Annotated in this window: 16 protein-coding genes, 1 tRNA gene and 1 pseudogene; 11 read left to right on the top strand and 7 right to left on the bottom strand. The window is 73.9% G+C overall.

Annotation, left to right across the window (positions count from 1 at the left end; genetic code table 11):
• Positions 1 to 563: 563 nt before the first annotated feature.
• The 4 genes from ACF08D_RS22770 to ACF08D_RS22755 all read right to left on the bottom strand — a co-directional run bounded on the left by ACF08D_RS22770 (position 564) and on the right by ACF08D_RS22755 (position 3,727).
• A complete protein-coding gene (locus ACF08D_RS22770) occupies positions 564 to 1,385 on the bottom strand; it encodes a class I SAM-dependent methyltransferase (RefSeq protein WP_392224593.1) in 822 nt (273 codons plus the stop codon).
• 432 nt (positions 1,386 to 1,817) lie between these two features.
• Positions 1,818 to 1,902: transfer RNA gene (locus ACF08D_RS22765), tRNA-Ser, on the bottom strand.
• A gap of 57 nt (positions 1,903 to 1,959) precedes the next feature.
• Entirely contained in the window at positions 1,960 to 2,184 is a 225-nt protein-coding gene (locus ACF08D_RS22760) for a hypothetical protein (RefSeq protein ID WP_392224591.1), read from the bottom strand.
• A gap of 67 nt (positions 2,185 to 2,251) precedes the next feature.
• Positions 2,252 to 3,727: a S1C family serine protease gene (locus ACF08D_RS22755; protein ID WP_392224589.1), complete on the bottom strand. Its 1,476-nt coding sequence runs from the start codon at positions 3,725 to 3,727 to the stop codon at positions 2,252 to 2,254.
• A gap of 209 nt (positions 3,728 to 3,936) precedes the next feature.
• Here ACF08D_RS22755 and ACF08D_RS22750 point away from each other — a divergent pair, with 209 nt between their 5' ends.
• The 3 genes and pseudogenes from ACF08D_RS22750 to ACF08D_RS22740 all read left to right on the top strand — a co-directional run bounded on the left by ACF08D_RS22750 (position 3,937) and on the right by ACF08D_RS22740 (position 6,685).
• The gene (locus ACF08D_RS22750; protein WP_392224587.1) at positions 3,937 to 4,737 is read left to right on the top strand and encodes a glycerophosphodiester phosphodiesterase; all 801 of its coding nucleotides are present in this window, start codon (positions 3,937 to 3,939) and stop codon (positions 4,735 to 4,737) included.
• 99 nt (positions 4,738 to 4,836) lie between these two features.
• Positions 4,837 to 5,458: pseudogene (locus ACF08D_RS22745) on the top strand (ATP-binding protein).
• Between the two features lie 258 nt (positions 5,459 to 5,716).
• Positions 5,717 to 6,685 (top strand): DUF5926 family protein, encoded by a 969-nt coding sequence (locus tag ACF08D_RS22740; protein ID WP_392224585.1) that lies wholly within the window; start codon positions 5,717 to 5,719, stop codon positions 6,683 to 6,685.
• Between the two features lie 220 nt (positions 6,686 to 6,905).
• On the opposite strand, the gene ACF08D_RS22735 is transcribed toward ACF08D_RS22740, so the two are convergent.
• Positions 6,906 to 7,526 (bottom strand): hypothetical protein, encoded by a 621-nt coding sequence (locus ACF08D_RS22735; protein WP_392224583.1) that lies wholly within the window; start codon positions 7,524 to 7,526, stop codon positions 6,906 to 6,908.
• A 148-nt stretch (positions 7,527 to 7,674) separates the two neighbouring features.
• Positions 7,675 to 8,358, bottom strand: a complete 684-nt coding sequence (locus ACF08D_RS22730; protein ID WP_392224581.1) for a bifunctional DNA primase/polymerase — start codon at positions 8,356 to 8,358, stop codon at positions 7,675 to 7,677.
• Positions 8,359 to 8,927: 569 nt separating this feature from the next.
• Here ACF08D_RS22730 and ACF08D_RS22725 point away from each other — a divergent pair.
• On the top strand, positions 8,928 to 10,433 hold the full coding sequence (locus ACF08D_RS22725; protein ID WP_392224743.1) for a PP2C family protein-serine/threonine phosphatase: 1,506 nt from the start codon (positions 8,928 to 8,930) through the stop codon (positions 10,431 to 10,433).
• Positions 10,434 to 10,662: 229 nt separating this feature from the next.
• Entirely contained in the window at positions 10,663 to 12,150 is a 1,488-nt protein-coding gene (locus tag ACF08D_RS22720) for an aminopeptidase P family protein (protein ID WP_392224579.1), read from the top strand.
• 158 nt (positions 12,151 to 12,308) lie between these two features.
• On the opposite strand, the gene ACF08D_RS22715 is transcribed toward ACF08D_RS22720, so the two are convergent.
• Positions 12,309 to 12,761, bottom strand: coding sequence for an ATP-binding protein (locus ACF08D_RS22715; RefSeq protein ID WP_392224577.1), 453 nt, complete (start codon positions 12,759 to 12,761; stop codon positions 12,309 to 12,311).
• Positions 12,762 to 13,005: 244 nt separating this feature from the next.
• Between ACF08D_RS22715 and ACF08D_RS22710 the strand changes: the two genes are divergently transcribed.
• From ACF08D_RS22710 to efeB, 6 genes are all read left to right on the top strand, one after another.
• A complete protein-coding gene (locus ACF08D_RS22710; protein ID WP_392224575.1) occupies positions 13,006 to 13,791 on the top strand; it encodes a hypothetical protein in 786 nt (261 codons plus the stop codon).
• A gap of 84 nt (positions 13,792 to 13,875) precedes the next feature.
• Positions 13,876 to 14,637 carry a YcnI family protein gene (locus tag ACF08D_RS22705; protein ID WP_392224574.1) on the top strand — a complete coding sequence of 254 codons (762 nt, stop codon included), beginning with the start codon at positions 13,876 to 13,878 and terminating at the stop codon, positions 14,635 to 14,637.
• A gap of 47 nt (positions 14,638 to 14,684) precedes the next feature.
• Complete coding sequence (locus tag ACF08D_RS22700; protein WP_392224572.1) at positions 14,685 to 15,386, top strand: SCO family protein; 702 nt, start codon at positions 14,685 to 14,687, stop codon at positions 15,384 to 15,386.
• A complete protein-coding gene (locus ACF08D_RS22695) occupies positions 15,383 to 15,841 on the top strand; it encodes a copper chaperone PCu(A)C (protein ID WP_392224571.1) in 459 nt (152 codons plus the stop codon). Before ACF08D_RS22700 ends, ACF08D_RS22695 begins: the two co-directional genes overlap by 4 nt.
• 10 nt (positions 15,842 to 15,851) lie before the next feature.
• Complete coding sequence (locus ACF08D_RS22690) at positions 15,852 to 17,792, top strand: copper resistance protein CopC (protein ID WP_392224569.1); 1,941 nt, start codon at positions 15,852 to 15,854, stop codon at positions 17,790 to 17,792.
• Positions 17,789 to 19,030, top strand: coding sequence for an iron uptake transporter deferrochelatase/peroxidase subunit (efeB, locus tag ACF08D_RS22685; RefSeq protein WP_392224741.1), 1,242 nt, complete (start codon positions 17,789 to 17,791; stop codon positions 19,028 to 19,030). Before ACF08D_RS22690 ends, efeB begins: the two co-directional genes overlap by 4 nt.
• Positions 19,031 to 19,045: the final 15 nt, after the last annotated feature.

The raw sequence follows: 19,045 nt of genomic DNA, 5'->3' as shown, positions 1-19,045 counted from the left end.
CCCGCTTGGGGACCAGCTCAAGATGGCTCAAATGCCCTGGTAGTCAGCTTGTGGCCGTCCAGGTCTTCAACGCGACCGGCCAGACGAGTGGGCCCACGGTGAACATCCGGGGGGCAGTCTCCGAGCGCCACACGTCCACGGCCGGATCCTCAGCCGTCGCCGCGCCCGGTTCTCCGCAGGAGGACAGGAGCCAGCCACCGGCCGACCACCGCGCTCACGGTCACGGACAGCGCGAAAGAGAGCGAGTCGTCCCACGAGTTGCCCATCGCCCCATGCCACACCACCGCAGAGAGCCCGAACACGGCACCCGTGTATGCCAGCACTGCAAGCCACCGCACGCACCGGGAGCGGTGCCACAGCGCAGCAAGAGTCTCACCACGCGCTCGCCGACGACCCATCATGAGTCAGCGAATACCCGCTCCCCACTACGCCAAGGGCGGTCCCCGAGCCGCCAGGAACACGGGACCGCGCTCCTCCACCGGCCCGGTGCGGACCGGGGCCGGCTCCAAGTCGACCACGGCAGGGCTTGGCGTGTGTGTGGCACCCGAGCGATCCGACGGGATCTACCGCCGTGGCCCTTGGCAGACGAGCATGCCGCCCAGGCACGTCACGCGAAACGCGCCCTCTGCCTGAATGGTCTCGTTGACCCGCTCCCGCGCGCGCTCGATCGTCTCCCGGAACGGAACGCCCATCTTGTCCGCCCAGGCTTCGTACGAGGCCAGGTGCGCGACGACCGGTTCAGCGTCGGTCACCTCGATCACTCCGGGAAGGGGGATCGTACGGATGTCGCCGAAGACCGTACCGAGGATCGCGGGCGCGTCCTCCAGGGTGAAGCGAGCAGAGAGCTGCACTCGGGCCGGGCCCTCCTGGATGCCCAGCACATCGCCCGCGGCCCGGCGCCAGAGGTGCTCCAGTTCCCGCTTGTCGGTCCTGCTGTTGGTGGAGACGATCGCGATTCCGCCGGGCGCGAGTACACGGCCCAGCTCTCGCACGGCCTGGGCCTGGTCCTCGACGTGGTAGAGCATGTGCAGCGCAAGGACCGCACCGAGGGCTCCATCCGCAACGGGCAGTTGCTGGACGTCCGCGACGGCCGCTCCCGGAATAGCACCGAGGATGCCGCGAGAGACGTCCATGGGAAGCACCACCAGGTCGGGACGCTCCTCCCGCACCCGGGCGACGAACTTCCCGTTTCCGCACCCCACGTCCGCGACCGCACCGCGCACGCCGGCCAGTTCGTCCACAACGATGCCCGGCAGGTCGTGGCTGGGGGTCTGCCATTGGTAGAGGGACTGACGGGCGGCCAAGTGCTGACCCGTGCCGTACGCCTTGGTCGAAAGGAGGCTGCGATCGGTGACCAAGTGATCGTGCGCGGGCTGGGCGGTCATCGGGGCTCCGTAGGATTGCTGACGAGAGCGGGCCGGACGGTCACCTCGTAAATGTGCGCGCGGAGATCGACTGCCGACTGTGCGCCACGGTACGGCTACCTGCCAAGGAGCGCGGCCAGCCAGACTGCGGAGCCTGATGAAGATGCCGGGCCGTGTATCCCTTGGCGTGCCGGATCTGCTCATCGCCCCCGACGGCCAAGAGGGTGGACGGTGGTCCCGGCGTAGGCCCACTGCTTGGCCTCCGGGCACGAGAAGACCCCCGGCATCTCGTCCCGCCCCGCAGCGCCGCGGGGCGCGGGAGGCGTTCCGGCGCGTCTGCCAGTTGTGAGTCTCGCAGCACGCGGTGAGGCGCTGGAGGCGAACCCAGGGTGAGACACGGTGAGCACAGAGGGCGGGCCCCGGGATCCGGGGCCCGCCCTGTGACTTGCTGCGCGGTGGGTGTGGGATTTGAACCCACGGTGACTCGCGCCACGACGGTTTTCAAGACCGTTCCCTTAGGCCGCTCGGGCAACCCACCCGTGCCCCGGGGGTGGTGCTGTGGGGCGGCTACAGCCTACCGGGTCGGGTGGGGGGCTCAGGGGGGTGATTCCGCCCAGACCGCCGGGCCGCCACCCTGCCAGTGGATCAGGGGCGTGGTGGCCACGTCGTCGGGGCCCAGGTCCAGGCCCGTGCGGCCGAGCAGGTCGACCAGGTCGGCCACGCTGTGCGCGATGCCCAGGGTGGTGTCGTCGGCGCTGATGGTGCGGCCGCCCGTCGGGGTGGGCGGGGACACGGTCACGGGCGGCGGGGTCGCGGTCATGGACCCACTGTGCGGCCGTACCCGGCTCCGGGCACGCCGGGAGCCGGGTACGGGTGACGGCGGGCGGTCAGTCGCTGTCGCCCTTGCGCTCGCCCAGCGTCACGTCGACCGTCGACGACCGGCCGTCCCGCTCGAAGGTGAGCGTCACCTTGTCGCCCGGCCGGTGGGTCCAGATCTCGCTGATGAGCGTCGGGCCGCTGTCGATGGTCCGGTCGCCGAACTTGGTGATCACGTCGCCGGCCTTCAGGCCCGCCTTCGCGGCCGGGCCGCCCGGGACCACCGCCGGCGTGCCGTCCTCGCCCTGGGCGGCGATCCGGGCGCCGCCGCTCTCCTCCGCCATGTTCACCGTCGCGCCGATCACCGGGTACACCGGCTGGCCCGTCTTGATCAGCTGGTCGGCGACGCTCTTGGCCTGGTTGACCGGGATGGCGAAGCCGAGGCCGATGGAGCCCGCCTGCGAGGGGCCGAGCCCGCCGCTGCCGGCCGACTGGATCGCGGAGTTGATGCCGATCACCGCGCCGCGCGCGTCCAGCAGCGGGCCGCCGGAGTTGCCCGGGTTGATCGACGCGTCCGTCTGGAGCGCGCTCATGTACGAGTTGCCGCCGGAGCCCGTGCCGTCCCCGGACGCGACCGGCCGGTTCTTGGCGCTGACGATGCCGGTGGTGACCGTGTTGGACAGCCCGAAGGGCGCCCCGATCGCGATGGTCGAGTCGCCGACGGCCACCTTGTCGGAGTTCCCCAGGGCCAGCGGGGCGAGGCCCGACGGGGCGTTCTTCAGCTTCAGTACGGCGACGTCGTAGCCCTGCGCCCGGCCGACGACCTCGGCGTCGTACTTCTTGCCGTTGGAGAAGGTCGCCGAGAGGGTGCCGCCCTCGGCCGCGGAGGCCACCACGTGGTTGTTGGTGAGGATGTGGCCCTCCTTGTCGTACACGAAGCCGGTGCCCGTGCCGCCCTCGCCCTCGGCGCCACCGCCGGAGCCGCCCGACTTGGCCTCGATGGTGACGACGCTGGGCAGGGCCTTGTTCGCCACCGCGGCGACCGTGCCCGGCTCCCGCTTGAAGCCGGCCGGGGACTCGCCCGCCGCGACGGTGGTCGAGCTGGACGAGGAGTCATTGCGCTCGGCCGCCCAGTAGCCGACGCCCCCGCCGACGCCGCCCGCGACCAGGGCGGCCACCAGGGCGGTGGCGATCAGCCCGCCGGAACGTTTGCGCGGCGGCTCGGGGGCCGGCGGGTACGACGCGCCCCAGCCCGCCGGGGGCGGCGGGGGCGGCGGCGGCCAGCCGGTGCCGGGCGGGACCGGGGGCGTGTGGTGCGGCATTACCTCGGGGGCGTGCGCCGGGGCGTGCGGGGGCGTGTGGTGCGGCATGGCCTCGGGGGTGTGCGCCGTGGCGTGCGGGGGCGGCGTACGCGGCGGTTCCGGCGCCGCCGGGCCCGTACCGCCGTGGGCGCCCTCCGCCGGCGCGGAGGACGAGGGCGGCACGGGAGGCGTGGACGGGGCGGAGGGTGCGGACGGGACCGCGTCGCCCTCGTTCTCAGTGCTCACAGCTCGTTCTCCTCGGGTCCACGTGTCGTCTGCGTCGTCTGCGTCGTCCGGGCGGTCCGGGGCGGCCGCACACAGGTGTCTCCAGTCAGCTTTTCCCACCGCCCGTCAGGCCACTGTAAGCCGGACCTGTGCGTCTTCGGGCCATCCTTTATTTACGACAAAAAGGATGCCTGTCGAAGAGGGCCGAACAGCGGTGGCACCATGTCGCGGTGACCCACGCACGGCAGCACACGATCCAGGTCGTCGCCCACCGCGGCGCCTCCGAGGACGCCCCCGAGCACACCCTGGCGGCGTACATGAAGGCCATCGAGGACGGCGCCGACGCCCTCGAGTGCGACGTACGGCTCACCGCGGACGGCCACCTCGTCTGCGTGCACGACCGCCGCGTCAACCGCACCTCCAACGGCCGGGGCGCCGTCTCCACCCTGGAGCTGGCCGACCTCGCGGCGCTGGACTTCGGCGCCTGGAAGGACCCGAACGAGAGCCCCGACTGGGGCGACCCCCAGTTCACCTCCGTCCTCACCCTCGAACGGCTCCTCGCGCTGGTGGCGGACGCCGGGCGGCGCATCGAGCTGGCCATCGAGACCAAGCACCCCACCCGCTGGGCCGGACAGGTGGAGGCGAAGCTGGTGGAGCAGCTGGAGCGGTTCGGCCTGGCCCGGCCCCGTACCGGCACCACCACCCCCGTACGGATCATGAGCTTCTCCGCCCGCTCCCTGCACCGGGTGGCTGCGGCGGTTCCCGAGGTGCCGACGGTCTACCTGATGCAGTGGATCACCCCCCGGGTGCGGGACGGGCGGCTGCCCGCCGGGTCCCGGATCGCCGGGCCGTCCATCCGGATCGTCCGCAACCACCCCTCCTACATCGCCCGGCTCCGGCGGGCGGGCCACCGCGTCCACGTCTGGACGGTGAACGAGCCGGAGGACGTCGACCTGTGCGCCCGGCTCGGGGTGGAGGCGATCATCACCAACCGCCCCCGGCAGGTCCTGACCCAGCTGGGACGCCTGTAACTCCCGTACTCCCGCGCCGGTTTCCCCTGGCGGGCTGCCTCGGCGGGCGTGCTCGGCGGGCGTGCTCCGGCGCGTTCGGCGCCGGCCGGGCCGTCCCGAGTGCCTCACCGCACACCGGTTGGCCGGTTTCCGGTCCAGTCCATTGGGGCATTCACTCCGTGGCGTGGGGGCAAAGGAGGTCTCGGGGGTGGCGTTGGTGGTGGCACAGGAGGTGCCCACGTCGTCGAGCATGGCCGTACCCCATGGTCCTGCGGGCGTGGGTGAGGCGCGGCACCGGATGCGGGAGCAGCTGAACCGCAGCGGTGTGGCCGAATCGGTCGTCGACGACGCCGTACTGGTCCTTTCCGAACTGCTCAGCAACTCCTGCCGGCACGGCAGGCCGCTGGGCCGGGGCGTGGAGGTCGGTGACGGCGACATCCGCGCCGCCTGGCGCGTGGACGCGCACGGCGGGCTGACCGTCGAGGTGACGGACGGCGGTGGTCCGACCCGGCCCGTTCCGTCGACGCCCTCGGTGACCGCGCGCGGCGGCCGGGGGCTGAACATCATCAGTGCGCTGGCCCAGGACTGGGGCGTGCGTGACGGCGCGGCCGGCGAGGTGACGGTCTGGGTGGTCCTCACGGGCGGCCACCGGCGCGACGACTTCGCTACGCGCGTCACCGCCCCGGCGTTCGACATCCTGGACGCGTACGGCGTCTACGACGCCCACGACGAGGCCGGCTGAGGCACGGCACCGGGCCCGGCCCCGCGCCGCCCCGGGCATGAGCCCGCTTCGGGCCCGGCCTCGCGCCGCCCCGGGCATGAACCCCGCTCCGGACCCGGCCCCACGGCGTTCCGGACGGGCGCCCGCGCCGCTCCGGAGGTGAGCTACGCGCCTCCGGACGCCGGCCCCGTGGCGCTCCGCCGTCGGGGACGGGCGGGGGCGGCTAGGCTCGCGGCCGACACAGCAGTGCCGCACCGCCGTTACGGGAGAAGTCGAACCATGGGCAAGAAGCGTCCCCAGACCAAGGCCGGGAAGCCGCAGGCGACCGACACCACGATCCCGGTCGTCGGGGCCCGTGAGCCCTGCCCCTGCGGTTCGGGCCGCCGCTACAAGGCGTGCCACGGCCGGGCCGCCGCGCACGCGGTGACCGAGCTGGTCCAGCGGCCCTTCGAGGGGCTGCCGGGCGAGTGCGACTGGGTGGCCTTGCGGGAGCTGGTCCCCGCCGCGACCGCGCCGCTCCACCTGAAGGACGGGCTGCCCGAGGGCGTGCCGTCGGTGTCACTGGCGACCGTCCTGCCCATGGCGTGGCCCGCGCTGCGCCGCGACGACGGCTCGGTGCTGCTCGCGCTGCAGAACGACACGTCCTCGGGCGACCTGAGCCGCGACCTCGCGGACACCCTCCAGCGCGCGCTGGCCGCCGCGCCGGGGACGCCGGTCGCCGCCCAGAGGGTGCCGGCGGACGGGCCGCGCCTCCAGGACCTGCTGGACCCGGCGGCGGGCTTCGAGCCGGTCGTCCACTCCGGTTTCGAGTTCTGGGTGCCGGACGCGGAGCAGAGCGCGTCGCCGGAGGTGGCCGCCTCGCTGGAGCGGGCGAACGCCGCCGCGATCCCGACGGTCAAGCTGTCCGGCGTGGACGCCGCGTACTGGTGCGAGACGCCGGAGAAGAACCACCTGCGCTGGGTCATGCCGCACCCCGAGGAGCGGCTGCTCGACGCGTTGGCCCGGCTGCACGCGGCCGGGTCGTCCTCGCTCGGCGAGGGGACGCGGCTGGTCGGCTCCTTCCGGGCGCACGGCCTGGTGGTCCCGGTGTGGGACCTGCCGACCGGGATGGGCGCCGACGAGTGCGAGAAGCCGGCGGCCGAGTTCGCCGAACGGCTGGCGGGCGCGCTGGCGGCCGACACGCCGCTGACGGCGGAGGAGCGGCGGGCCCGGGGCGGTCTCACCAACCGCCAGGTCACGCTGAGCTGAGGCGCCCGGCGGGCCTCCCGGACACCCCGTCCGGGAGGCCGGTGATCTCCGCCACAATGACCGGTACTCGTCGGTAATTCCCTGTCCGAATACCTGAGATCGAATTTGCTCACAGCCGATCTCTTGTTACGGTGCTGGAAGCCCGGTCGCTGGTGCATCCCCCGTCGCCAGCGACCGGGCGCTTTCATACGCGCGGAATGCGATCTTCCGCTTACCGCCCTCAACTCGGCGCGGCGCCCGGTGAGTTGCTCCCGGACCGCAGCAGGAGCGGACTTTCCCCGTCCTCCGCGAACTCCGCCACCGCCGTGTATTCCTCCGCCGGCCCGCGCGACGGCTCCCGGGGCGTCTCGCACACTCCCGGCTCGTCGTCCGCCGGCACCTCGCAATGCGCTTGTACGGTGCGGCCGCCGGGGCCCATCAGGGTCAGTACGGCGGTGAGTTCCCCGCCCGTCGCGTTGCGGTAGTAGGTGCGCGCCCAGGTGTCCGGCCCCTCGGTCAGCACGCACGTCTGCGCCTCGACCCCGTCCGGCGAGGCGACCTCGGGCCCGCACCCGGCACGGCCCCCGAAAGCCGGCCCGGACGACGACTCGGACGACGACTCGGAAGATGACTCCGAAGACAGCTCGGAGGGCGGCGCGGAGGCCCGCTCCGACGACGGCGCGGACGGTGGGGCGCCGTCCACCGCACCGATTCCGGCCAGAAGCGCCTCCGTCCCCGGCCGCGCGTCCGGACTGCCGGCCGGACGGTCCGCCGGGCTTCCGGCAGGGCCCGCGGAGGCGGCCAGCGGCAGCAGCGCGGTGAGCACCACGACGGTCCCCAGCCCGATCACGCGGCGATTCATGGGACCCCACCTGTCCGACGACGCGGGTTTCTTGACGGTGAGGCGACGATAGCGGCGGGGGGCCGCCGATTCCGGGGCCGTGCGCCCGATTCCCGTACAACGGGGCCCCGCCTACACCCGTACGAGTGACAGCGGGGCCGGAGGGACGTCAGTAGCGCAGCCGGCTCCCGCCGTCCGGCGCGCTCGTGCTCGCCGCCACCAGCGCGTCCACGACCGCCTCGACATCGGGCAGCCAGGGCGTCGCCGACCCCGCGAGGGGGGCCCGCTCCCAGCGCACCTGTCCGGTGCCGGTCTCCGAGGGCGGCAGCACCAGATAGCCGCCCTCCCCGTGGAACCGCAGCGAGCTGGGCACGCAGTCCTTCGCGTACAGCAGGTCGCCCAGCCGTTCGAGGGTGTACGGGGCGACCAGCAGCGACCAGCGGGTGGGCGTGGCGATCACCGGGCCGAGCCGCATCTCCCTCCGGTCCAGCTCACCGAGCGCCCGCGCGCCGGCGACGGCGGGCAGGCTCACCGCGCACGGGGCGCGGCCCCCGGTGGCGAGCAGCACGGGGGCGTCGGGGCGGTTGCCCCACCACCAGCGGATCATGCGGGCGTCGGTGGAGGCCGCGAGCAGCCCGGGGTCGAAGGGGTGTGCGCCGGGCACCACGCAGTCGGGGTCGGGGCAGGCACAGCCGCGTTCCCGCGCGCCGCGGCCCCCGGCCGCCTTCAGTCCCACGCCGGGGAGCACGGGCCAGCGCCACGCGCCGGCGCACAGGAGCGCCGCGTCCAGGTGGGCCGGCCGCTTCTCGCGCCAGAACCGGAGCCTGCGTCGCCTTCCGAGGATCTCGCGCATGAGCGCTCGTTCCTTTCCGTTGAACGCCGAGGTCATCCACATCACACAACAGGTGTGCGTCACTTCACTGTGCGTACGGTCCGGCGCGGCGAGGACAACCGCCGTGCCGGGGCCGGCGTGGGGACCGGCCTGTCTTCACCCGCGGCAGGGAACACCGCCGGAGACCGCCGGGCGTGTGCCGGGCCATGGCCCGGGCCGGCTGTCCGTCCGTTCGTCCATTCAACGCGTGGCGAGGGGGTGGCGCGCCCATGGCGCGCACTGGCTGTTCCGCTTGCTGCGCCGGTTCCGCTGTTCCTCGTCCCGTGGCCGGGGCTCGGGGCACGGCTTCCAGGGTCAAGGACGCCAGGGCTCCCCGCCGGGTTCCGGAGCCGTCCCAACTGCCTCCGGACGACACCGATTACGTACCCAGCACGCTGGGAACGACGCCCCCGCCGGCCGCGCCCGGCGGCGCCGCCACCGGGACGTGCCCCGTGTCGAACGGGGCTCAGTCGACCGCAAATCCTGTTCATGGGGGGCATTTTTGAGCCACATTGGCCCTCAGGTAAATACCCCGCGTCAGGCCCGTGACAATGCTGGACATCTCCTCACTTGTGCGTGTAGATGTGGGTGCAGTGACAGCGGCGCAGATTGACATGGGGGTTTGCGATGCTATCCAGCGAAACGCACCCGTCGAAGCTCCGGCTGCCATGAGCGCCCCTCACCTGCCGAAAGTGGCTGGAATCGATCCCGCTGTTCCGGCGCCCGCGCACACTGCCGAGCCTCTCCCCGACCTCCCCGCCCCGCCGGCCGCCCCCGGCGTGATGCTCCAGGACAAGCTGGCGGGCTGGGTCTCCGACCTCACCACCCTCCACGAACTCACCGAGCGCCTCAGCCGTACGGGCACCCTCGACGACGCGCTCCGGGAGCTGCTGCGCGCCGGTGCCGCCCTCGTCGGCGCGCGCCGCGGCATGGCCGTCCTCGAACCGGCCGACGGCCTCGGCCCCGCCACCACCCTCGGCCTCGGCCTCGCCCACGCCGACCTCGGCACCATCGAGACGGTGCCGCGCAGCGCCACCGCCCACGGCCGCTTCCTCGACGGCACCGCCGACGGGCCGGCCGCCGGGGCCCGCCCCGGGCCGGTGGCCGTCCCCGACCTCTTCGCCGACGAGGCGCTCGACCCCCGCCACCGCGAGGTCGCCGCCCGCCTCGGCTACGCCGCCAGCTACGCCGTCCCCCTCGCCACCGACGCCGCCGGCCGGCTGGGCGCGGCCGTCTGGCTGTACGACGAGCCCGCCGAGCCCACCGAGGGGCGGCGCCACCTCGCCGGCCTGTACGGGCGGTACGCCTCCGAGCACCTGGCCCGGCTCCTGGAGCTGGAGCGGGCGCGGGACCGGATGGCCACCATCGCCGAGGAGCTGCTGCCGAGCCGGCTGCCGCGCGTCCCGGGCGTCCAGCTCGCCGCCCGGCACCGGGCCGGGGAGCGGGGCGGCGGCGACTGGTACGACGCGCTGCCGCTGCCGGAGGGCGCGCTGGGCCTGGCGGTCGGGTCGGTCTCCGGTTCGGGGCCGAGCGCGCTGGCCGCGATGGGCCGGCTGCGCGCCTCGCTGCGCGCGTACGCGGTGATGGAGGGCGAGGACCCGGTCGCCGTCCTGTCCGACCTGGAGCTGCTGCTGCGGCTGACCGAACCGGCGCGCTCGGCGACCGCGCTGTTCGCCTACGCCGAGCCCGCGCGGCGCGGGATCGTGCTGGCGGGCGCCGGGCACACCCCGCCGCTGATCGTGGGGGAGCGGCGTACCGAGTACGTCGAGACCTCGCTGTCGGCGCCGCTGGGCATGCTCGCCTGCTGGGAGGCGCCGAGCGTGGAGATCTCCCCCGAGCCGGGCGAGACGGTGCTCCTCTACACGGACGGGCTGCTGCGCCGCACCGGGGACTCCATGGACCGGGCGTTCGCGCGGCTGCACGCGGCGGCGGCGTCCGTGCCCGGCGCGGACCGGGCGGACCCGGGCGCGATCGCCGACCATGTGCTGCGCACGGTCCTGCCGGACGGCGGGCCGGGCGACGAGGACGTGGTCCTGCTGGCGGCCCGCTTCGCCTGACCGACTGAGCCCGGGCGGGCGACACCGGGCGGAGGACGCCGGGCGCACCGCCGGGCGGGCGACACCGGGCCGGGACGTCGGGCGGGCGACGCGGGCGGGGGCCTCGGGCCGGGGGGACGTAAGTCCCTGGGGCGGTCTTCCGCACGACCGTACGATGGGGACGGCACCCCTGCTCGACCACAGTCGGGAGCTCGGGGACATCGTGTGTCGTACCTACAGGAGGCGGACCGTGGCCGAAGAGCTCACCCCGGCTGCAAGTGACCCTGCTGCCGCAGCGGGCCCGGACGAGTCGGAAGAGCCGATCAAGCAGCGGAAGAACGGCCTGTACCCGGGCGTGTCCGACGAGCTCGCGGAGAACATGAAGTCCGGCTGGGCCGACACCGAGCTGCACGGCCTGGCGCCGATCCCCCAGGCGGCGCACACCGCCGCCCGCCGCGCCGCGCTGTCCGCGCGCTTCCCCGGCGAGCGCCTGGTGATCCCCTCGGGCAACCTGAAGACCCGCTCCAACGACACCGAGTACGCCTTCCGGCCGTCGACGGAGTACGCCTACCTCACCGGCGACCACACGCACGACAGCGTGCTGGTGCTGGAGCCGGCGAAGGCGGGCGGCCACGACGCGACGATCTACCTGCTGCCGCGCTCCAACCGGGAGAACGGCGAGTTCTGGCTGGACGGCCAGGGCGAGCTGTGGGTGGGCCGCCGCCACTCCCCCGCCGAGGCGGAGCAGCTGCTCGGCATCCCGGCCAAGGACGTGCGCGAGCTGTCCGCCGCCCTGGCCGAGGCCACCGGCCCGGTGCGCCAGGTCCGCGGCCACGACGCGGGCATCGAGGCGGCCCTGACCGACAAGGTCACCGCCGAGCGCGACGAGGAGCTGCGGGTGTACCTCTCCGAGGCGCGCCTGGTGAAGGACGACTTCGAGATCGGCGAGCTCCAGCGGGCCTGCGACGCGACCGCGCGCGGCTTCGAGGACGTCGTCCGCGTCCTGGACAAGGCCGAGGCGACCAGCGAGCGCTACATCGAGGGCACCTTCTTCCTGCGCGCCCGCGTCGAGGGCAACGACATCGGCTACGGCTCCATCTGCGCCGCCGGCCCGCACGCCACCACCCTGCACTGGGTGCGCAACGACGGCGCGGTCCGCTCCGGGGAGCTGCTGCTGCTGGACGCGGGCGTGGAGACGACGACGCTCTACACGGCGGACGTCACCCGCACCCTGCCGATCAACGGCCGCTTCAGCGACCTCCAGCGCAAGATCTACGACGCGGTGTACGACGCCCAGGAGGCGGGCATCGCGGCGGTGCGGCCGGGCGCCGGCTACCGCGACTTCCACGACGCCGCCCAGCGCGTGCTGGCCGAGCGGCTGGTGTCGTGGGGCCTGCTCGGCGACATGGACGTGGAGAAGGTGCTGGAGCTGGGCCTCCAGCGCCGCTGGACCCTGCACGGCACGGGTCACATGCTGGGCATGGACGTCCACGACTGCGCCGCCGCGCGGACCGAGACGTACGTGGACGGGGTCCTGGAGCCGGGCATGTGCCTGACCGTCGAGCCGGGCCTGTACTTCCAGGCGGACGACCTGACCGTGCCGGAGGAGTACCGGGGCATCGGCGTCCGGATCGAGGACGACATCCTGGTCACCGAGGACGGCAACCGGAACCTCTCGGCCGCGCTGCCGCGCCGGTCCGACGAGGTCGAGGCGTGGATGGCGAGCCTGAAGGGCTGACCCCGCGGAGCTGTGACGGGCCCCTCGCCGGTACGCCGGCGGGGGGCCTTGTCGGTACGCGGGCGGGGACTTCGCCGGTACGCCGGCGGGTGGCCTTGCCGGTACGCCGGCGGGGGGCCTTTGCCGGTACGCGGGCGGGGGCCTTTGCCGCGCGTGCGTCAGGAGGCCACCAGCGGGGCGTCCGTACGCCACTTGACGATCTTGTCGAAGCTGACCACCGCTCCGCCGCGCCCCGATCTGTTGCCGAAGTGGACGTGGTCGGCCAGCTCCTCGATGAGCCGCAGCCCCCGGCCGTTCTCCGCCTCCAGGGGCGGCCGGCGCACCGCGGGGGCGGGCCCGGCGGGGAAGCCCGGCCCCGAGTCGGCCACTTCGATGCGGCACTTCTCGCCGTCCAGGTAGGCGGTCACCCGGTACTCGGCCGACACGTCGCCGGTCCCCGTCCGGCCGCCGTGCTCCACGGCGTTGGCGCACGCCTCGGTGAGGGCGAGCGAGAGGTCGTAGGAGATCTCCGGGTCGACGCCCGCGGTCTCCATGGTGCCGAGGAGGAGACGCCGTGCGAGCGGGACGCTCGCGGCCTCGCGCCGCAAATGGAGTGACCACCAGATGCTCATGCTCCAGCCTCCTGGCTGCGGCTCGACATACCGATACGTATTGCCCCCGCCCACCGGTCGTAAGCGCCGCGTTGACGCGACAGGCCCCGTTCGGCGGATATGCGTAGCCCGGACGCCGGTGTATGTCGGGGCGTGTCGGGCGGTGTCCGTCCCTGTCGGGTCGTTGCGGACTCCCGAGACGAAACGGTGACCTTCCGGACCTGCCGTGTGGTAGTGAGGCGCGCAGTGCGATGATGGCCCGGCCATGTCTGCCCCTTCCGCTGGTCCGCGACTGCTGAGGGCCGCGGTGTTCGCCGCGGTCTGCCTCGTGCTGTCCGCGCTGGGGCATGTGCTCGCGGCCTGCGAGACGGTCCCCTGGTGGACGCTGGCCCTCGGTTTCCTCGGTGTGCTGGTGCTGACGGTGCCGTTCGCCGGGCGCGAGCGCTCGTTCCCGGTGATCGTCACCGCGCTGGCCGCCGGCCAGCTCGGGCTGCACGCGCTGTTCGGGCTCGGGCAGCGACAGCACCTCTCCGTGGGTATCGGCGACCGGGCGGACGACGCACTCATCCGGATGGCCGCCAAACTGGTGTGCGGGGCGGGCGCGTCGGCGCTGACCCCCGCCGACGCCCGGCGGATCGTGACCCGCGCCGGGATCGACCCGGCCGGTGCCGCGGCGCACGCCGTCCACCCGGGCCATGCGGCCGAGTCCGCCGCCGGGGTGTGGCCGAGCCTGCCGATGGTGCTGGGCCACCTGCTGGCCGCCGTGGCGACCGGATGGCTGCTGCGCCGCGGCGACCAGGCGCTCATCGGGCTGGGCCGGCTGTCGGCGCAGGGCGCCATGGGGCTCGCCGAGGGGGCGCTCGTACGCTCCCTGCGCGCCGCCCTCGTCCTCGTACGCGCCCTGGTCGCGGGGCTGCCCGCGCTGCCCTCGGGCGGACCGCGGCCGCGCCGTACCGACGACGACGCTCCGCCGGCCGCGGCGGACGCACTTCAGCACACGGTGATCAGGCGCGGCCCCCCGGCCGTATGGAGTTACGCCCTCGCCGCCTGACACGGCACCGCTCCCGCGGGAGTGGCGCCGTGATGCGCCCGTGCGCATGCGTCCACCGTTCCGCTTCTCCTGGAGTGTTCCGTCATGAACGCCTCTTCCCTCCGCCGCTCCCGCGCCGCCCTGGCCGGCGGCCTCGCCGTCTCCTCCGTGGTCCTGCTCTCCGGCACCGCCTTCGCGCACGTGAGCGTGCAGCCGCAGGGCGACGCCGCCAAGGGCGGTTACGCCACCGTCAACTTCAAGGTGCCGAACGAGCGCGACAACGCCTCGACCGTGAAGCTGGAGGTCACCCTCCCCACCGACACCCCGATGGCGTCGGTCATGCCGCAGCCCGTCCCCGGCTGGAACGTCACGGTCGCCAAGGCCAAGCTCGCCAAGCCCCTCGAGGTGCACGGCAAGAAGATCACCGAGGCCCCCTCCAAGATCACCTGGACCGCCGCCGGTTCGAAGATCGGCCCCGGCCAGTTCCAGCAGTTCCCGGTCTCCATGGGACAGCTGCCGGAGAACGCCGACAAGCTCGTCTTCAAGGCCCTCCAGACGTACGACAACAAGGAGGTCGTGCGCTGGATCGAGGAGCCCGAGGATGGGGCCCCCGAGCCCGAGACGCCCGCTCCCGTCCTGACCCTGTCGGCCGCCAAGGACGACCACCACGGCGGCGGCGCGGCCACCGGGGCCGGCACCAAGAGCGACGACAAGGGCCACGACGACGGCGCCGGTGACGCGAAGGAGACTACGGCCGCCGCCGGCTCCAGCGACACCACCGCCCGGGTCCTCGGTGTCGTCGGCATCCTCGTGGGCGCCGCCGGTGTGGCCTTCGGCGTCCTCGCCGGCCGCCGCCGCTCCGCCTGACGGCCGCCCCGGACACCCGGGCCCCGGAATCCACAGAGAGAACCTCCATGCACACCAGCAAGCCCGGCGGGCGGCTCCGGCCGCGCCGCCGCACCCCCGCGCTCGCGGCCGCGCTCGCCGCCGTGTCCGCGCTCACCCTGTCGGCGTGCGGCGACGGCGGCAAGGACGGCTCCGCCTCCGGCTCCGCCGCCGAGGTGCACGTCGAGGCGTCGCCCGACAAGGCGGCCACCGTCCTCGACCGGCCCTTCGAGAAGCCGAACATGGTCCTGAAGGACACCAAGGGCAAGCCGTACGACCTGCGCGAGCGGACCAAGGGCAAGCCGACGCTCATCTACTTCGGCTACACCCACTGCCCCGACGTCTGCCCCCTCACCATGAGCAACATCGCGCTCGCCTACAAGGAACTGCCCCCGGCGGACCGCGAGAAGCTCCAGGTCGTCTTCGTCACCACCGACCCCGAGCGGGACACCCCCGCCGAGCTGGGCAAGTGGCTGCCCGGCGCGGGCGACCCGGCCTTCACCGGCCTCACCGGCGACTTCCCCACCATCCAGGCCGGGGCGCGCCAGATCGGCATCGGCATCGACCCGCCGAAGAAGGAGAAGGACGGCTCGGTCGTCTCCATGCACGGCGCGCAGGTGATCGCGTTCTCGCCCAGAACCGACCAGGGGTACGTCGTCTACGACGACGACACCACCGCCGAGGACTACGAGAAGGACCTGCCGAAGATCATCAAGGGGGAGAACCCGTGACCCGCCGCACCACCCTGACCACCCTGTCCGCCGCCATAGCGCTCGCCGGGTCGATGGCCCTGGGCGGCTGCTCCGCGGGCGACGGCGAGCCGGAACTCGAGGTCGGCGGGGCCTTCATGCCGCAGCCCGTGGGCGACATGGCCGGCGGCTTCCTCACCATCACCAACTCCGCCGGCACCGCCGACCGGCTCACCGGGGCCACCAGCCCGCTCTCCGACGACGTCCAGATCCACGAGACGAAGGACCAGAAGATGCGGCAGGTGAAGTCCCTCGACATCCCCGCCAACGGGGAGCTGAAGCTCGAACGGGGCGGCAACCACCTCATGTTCATGGGCATCAAGAAGCAGCCGAAGCAGGGCGAGAAGGTCCGCGTCGAGCTGCGTTTCGAGAAGTCCGGCCCGATGGAGGTCGACCTCCCCGTGGAGGCGGCCACCCACAACCCGGCGAAGCACTAGGGGGCCGGACATGACGGCCACCGCCCCGCGCTTCGGAACAGCCCACGTACTGCGGCTGCTGCTCGTCACCGCCGCGCTCCTCGGCACCGTGTTCTCCGGTACGGCGAGCGCGCACGCCGCGCTGACCGGCAGCGACCCGAAGGACGGGGCGGTGGTCGCCACCGCCCCCAAGGGCGTCACGCTCACCTTCTCCGAGCAGGTCGCCATGGACGACGACTCCATCCGCGTCCTGGAACCGAGCGGCAAGCGCGCCGACACCGGCGAGCTGCGCGACCTGTGCGCCGGAGCGATCGTCAAGTACGGCGTGAACCTCAACGCCGGGCTGCCGGACGGCACGTACACCGTCGCCTGGCGGGCGATCTCCGCCGACAGCCACCCGATCTCCGGCGCGTTCACCTTCTCCATCGGCGCCCCGTCGCAGACCACCGTCGCGCTGCCGAAGGAGGAGGCGGGCGGTGGCCTCACCGGGGTGCTCTACGACATCGCCAGGTACGTCTCGTACGCCGGCTACACCGTGCTCGCGGGCGGCGCCGCCTTCATCCTGCTCTGCTGGCCGCGCGGGGCGTCGGTGCGGTCCCTCCAGCGGCTCGTGGTCCGCGGGTGGGTGACGCTCACGGCGGCCACCCTGGCCCTGCTCCTGCTGCGCGCCCCGTACACCGGCTCGGGCCGGCTGGCCGACGCCTTCGACCTGGCCGCGCTGGGCGGCGTCCTGGAGACCAAGACCGGTGCGGCCCTCATGTCCCGGCTGCTGCTGCTCGGGGCGGCCGCGCTGTTCGTGGCGGTGCTCTTCGGCGCCTACACCCGCCGGGAGGACGAGGGCGAGAAGAAGGACCTCACCTTCGGGCTCGCGATGGGCGGCTCGGTCGTGGCGGCCGGGATCGCCGGCACCTGGGCGCTCTCGGAGCACGCCTCGGCGGGGCTCCAGCCCGGCATCGCCATGCCCGTCGACATCCTGCACCTGCTGGCGATGGCCGCCTGGCTGGGCGGACTCGCCGCGCTGCTGGTGGCCCTGCACCGGGAGCCGACGATCGAGCGGACGGCGGTGGAGCGCTTCTCGCGGGTCGCGTTCGTCTCCGTGGTGGTGCTGGCGCTGACCGGGACCTACCAGTCCTGGCGGCAGGTCGGCTCCTGGTCGGCGCTGACCGGCACCGACTACGGCAGGCTGCTGCTCCTGAAGCTGGGGCTGGTCGCCGTGCTGCTGGGGGTCGCGTGGATCTCCCGCCGGTGGACCCGCCGGCTGACGGAGGCGCCGGCCGTCGCGGACGCGGGTACGGAAGACGCATCTGACGACGGCGTTGAGGAGGACGCGGGTACGGAGGACGCCTCGGCGGAGGGCTCGGACAACGTCCCGGTCGGTGCTCCGGAGGACCCCGAGCGCGCCGCGCAGCTCGCCCGGCAGCGGGCCGCCGTCGCCACCGCGCGCGCCCGGCGGGCCCGGGACGCCGACCCGGGGCGGGCCGGGCTGCGCCGGTCGGTGCTGGCCGAGGCCGGCGTCGCCGTGGTGCTGCTCGCCGTCACGACCGTGCTGACGACCACGGAACCCGGCCGTACGGAGGAGGAGGCGGCCCGCACCGCGCCGGGCGCGTCCTCGCCCGCCGTACCGGACCGGCCGCTCGACCTGACGCTGCCGTTCGACACGGGCGGCGCGGTGAACGGCAAGGGCGAGGTCCGCCTCACCCTCGACCCCGGCCGCTCGGGCCGGAACACCCTGCACGTGTACGTCACCGGCGCGAACGGCCGGCCCCTGGACGTCCCCGAGCTGAAGGTGTCCTACACCCTGGAGTCGGAGCAGATCGGGCCCGTGCCGGTCGTCCCGGAACGGGTCGCGGCCGGGCACTACTCCTCGTCCACCGTGCAGGTCCCGATGCCGGGCGAGTGGAAGCTCCAGGTGAAGGTCCGCACCTCGGACATCGACCAGACCACCCTCGACAAGAACGTGAAGATCGGCTGACCGTGAACGACGACCTCCACATCTCCCGGCGCTCGCTGCTGGGCACCGTCGGGGCGGCCGGCGCGACCGGGCTGGCCCTGGGCGCGGCCGGTGGCGCCGCCGCGCACGCCGTCACCGCGGACCCGCCCGGCACCGCGCTGGCGACCGTGGGCTCCACCTCCGTGCCGTTCCGCGGTACGCACCAGGCGGGCATCCTCCAGCCGTTGCAGGCGCGCGGGCACCTGGTCGCCTTCGACCTGGCGCCGGGCGCCGGGCGCAAGGAGGCCGCCGCGCTGATGCGCCGCTGGTCGGCGGTGGCCGAGCGGCTGATGGCGGGCGAGCCGCTGGGCGAGGGCGACACGGGCGTCGCCCTGGACGCCGGACCGTCCTCGCTGACCGTGACGTTCGGCTTCGGGGCCTCCTTCTTCGACCGTACGGGGCTGGTGGCGCGGCGCCCGGAGGAGCTGGACCCGCTGCCCGCGTTCTCGTCCGACCGGCTGGACCCGAAGCGGTCGGGCGGCGACCTGTGGGTGCAGATCGGCGCCGATGACGCGCTGGTCGCCTTCCACGCGCTGCGGGCGGTGCAGAAGGAGGCGGGGGGCGCGGCGCGGGTGCGCTGGCAGATGAACGGCTTCAACCGCTCGCCGGGCGCCACCGCGCACCCGATGACGGCCCGCAATCTGATGGGCCAGGTCGACGGCACGCGCAACCCCAAGCCGTCCGAACCGGACTTCGACAAGCGGGTGTTCGTCCCGGCCGGCGGGGAGCAGCCGTGGATGGCGGGCGGGTCGTACGCGGTGGTGCGGCGGATCCGGATGCTGCTGGACGACTGGGAGAAGCTGCCGCTGAGGGACCAGGAGCGGGTCATCGGCCGCCGGAAGTCGGACGGGGCGCCGCTGACGGGCGGGTCCGAGAGCACCCTGATCGACCTGGACCGCACGGGGCCGGACGGGAAGCTGGTCGTCCCGGACGACGCGCACGCGCGGATCGCGGCGCCGGAGCAGAACGGCGGCGCGGCGATGCTGCGGCGGCCCTTCTCGTACCACGACGGGATCGCGGCGGACGGGACGCCGGACGCGGGGCTGCTGTTCATCGCCTGGCAGGCGGACCCGCACCGGGCGTTCGTCCCGGTGCAGCGGAAGCTGGACCGGGGGGACGCGCTGTCGCCGTTCGTCCGCCACGAGGCGAGCGCGCTGTTCGCCGTGCCGGGCGGGCCGGGCGCGGGGGAGTACGTGGGCGAGCGCCTGCTGGGGGCGTAGGGCCGCACGGGGAAC

It is taken from the genome of Streptomyces sp. NPDC015131 (assembly GCF_043079975.1).
Taxonomy (GTDB): Bacteria; Actinomycetota; Actinomycetes; order Streptomycetales; family Streptomycetaceae; genus Streptomyces.
Note: the sequence above shows the minus strand (reverse complement) of the source record. Positions and strands in the feature narration are given on the sequence as shown.

What these genes read in the sequence shown, in the direction of transcription:
- ACF08D_RS22770 (WP_392224593.1), bottom strand. Translation starts at nt 1,385, where the DNA reads ATGACCGCCCAGCCCGCGCACGATCACTTGGTCACCGATCGCAGCCTC.
- ACF08D_RS22760 (WP_392224591.1), bottom strand. Translation starts at nt 2,184, where the DNA reads ATGACCGCGACCCCGCCGCCCGTGACCGTGTCCCCGCCCACCCCGACG.
- ACF08D_RS22740 (WP_392224585.1), top strand. Translation starts at nt 5,717, where the DNA reads ATGGGCAAGAAGCGTCCCCAGACCAAGGCCGGGAAGCCGCAGGCGACC.
- ACF08D_RS22735 (WP_392224583.1), bottom strand. Translation starts at nt 7,526, where the DNA reads ATGAATCGCCGCGTGATCGGGCTGGGGACCGTCGTGGTGCTCACCGCG.
- ACF08D_RS22730 (WP_392224581.1), bottom strand. Translation starts at nt 8,358, where the DNA reads ATGCGCGAGATCCTCGGAAGGCGACGCAGGCTCCGGTTCTGGCGCGAG.
- ACF08D_RS22725 (WP_392224743.1), top strand. Translation starts at nt 8,928, where the DNA reads ATGCTGGACATCTCCTCACTTGTGCGTGTAGATGTGGGTGCAGTGACA.
- ACF08D_RS22715 (WP_392224577.1), bottom strand. Translation starts at nt 12,761, where the DNA reads ATGAGCATCTGGTGGTCACTCCATTTGCGGCGCGAGGCCGCGAGCGTC.
- ACF08D_RS22710 (WP_392224575.1), top strand. Translation starts at nt 13,006, where the DNA reads ATGTCTGCCCCTTCCGCTGGTCCGCGACTGCTGAGGGCCGCGGTGTTC.
- ACF08D_RS22705 (WP_392224574.1), top strand. Translation starts at nt 13,876, where the DNA reads ATGAACGCCTCTTCCCTCCGCCGCTCCCGCGCCGCCCTGGCCGGCGGC.
- ACF08D_RS22700 (WP_392224572.1), top strand. Translation starts at nt 14,685, where the DNA reads ATGCACACCAGCAAGCCCGGCGGGCGGCTCCGGCCGCGCCGCCGCACC.
- ACF08D_RS22690 (WP_392224569.1), top strand. Translation starts at nt 15,852, where the DNA reads ATGACGGCCACCGCCCCGCGCTTCGGAACAGCCCACGTACTGCGGCTG.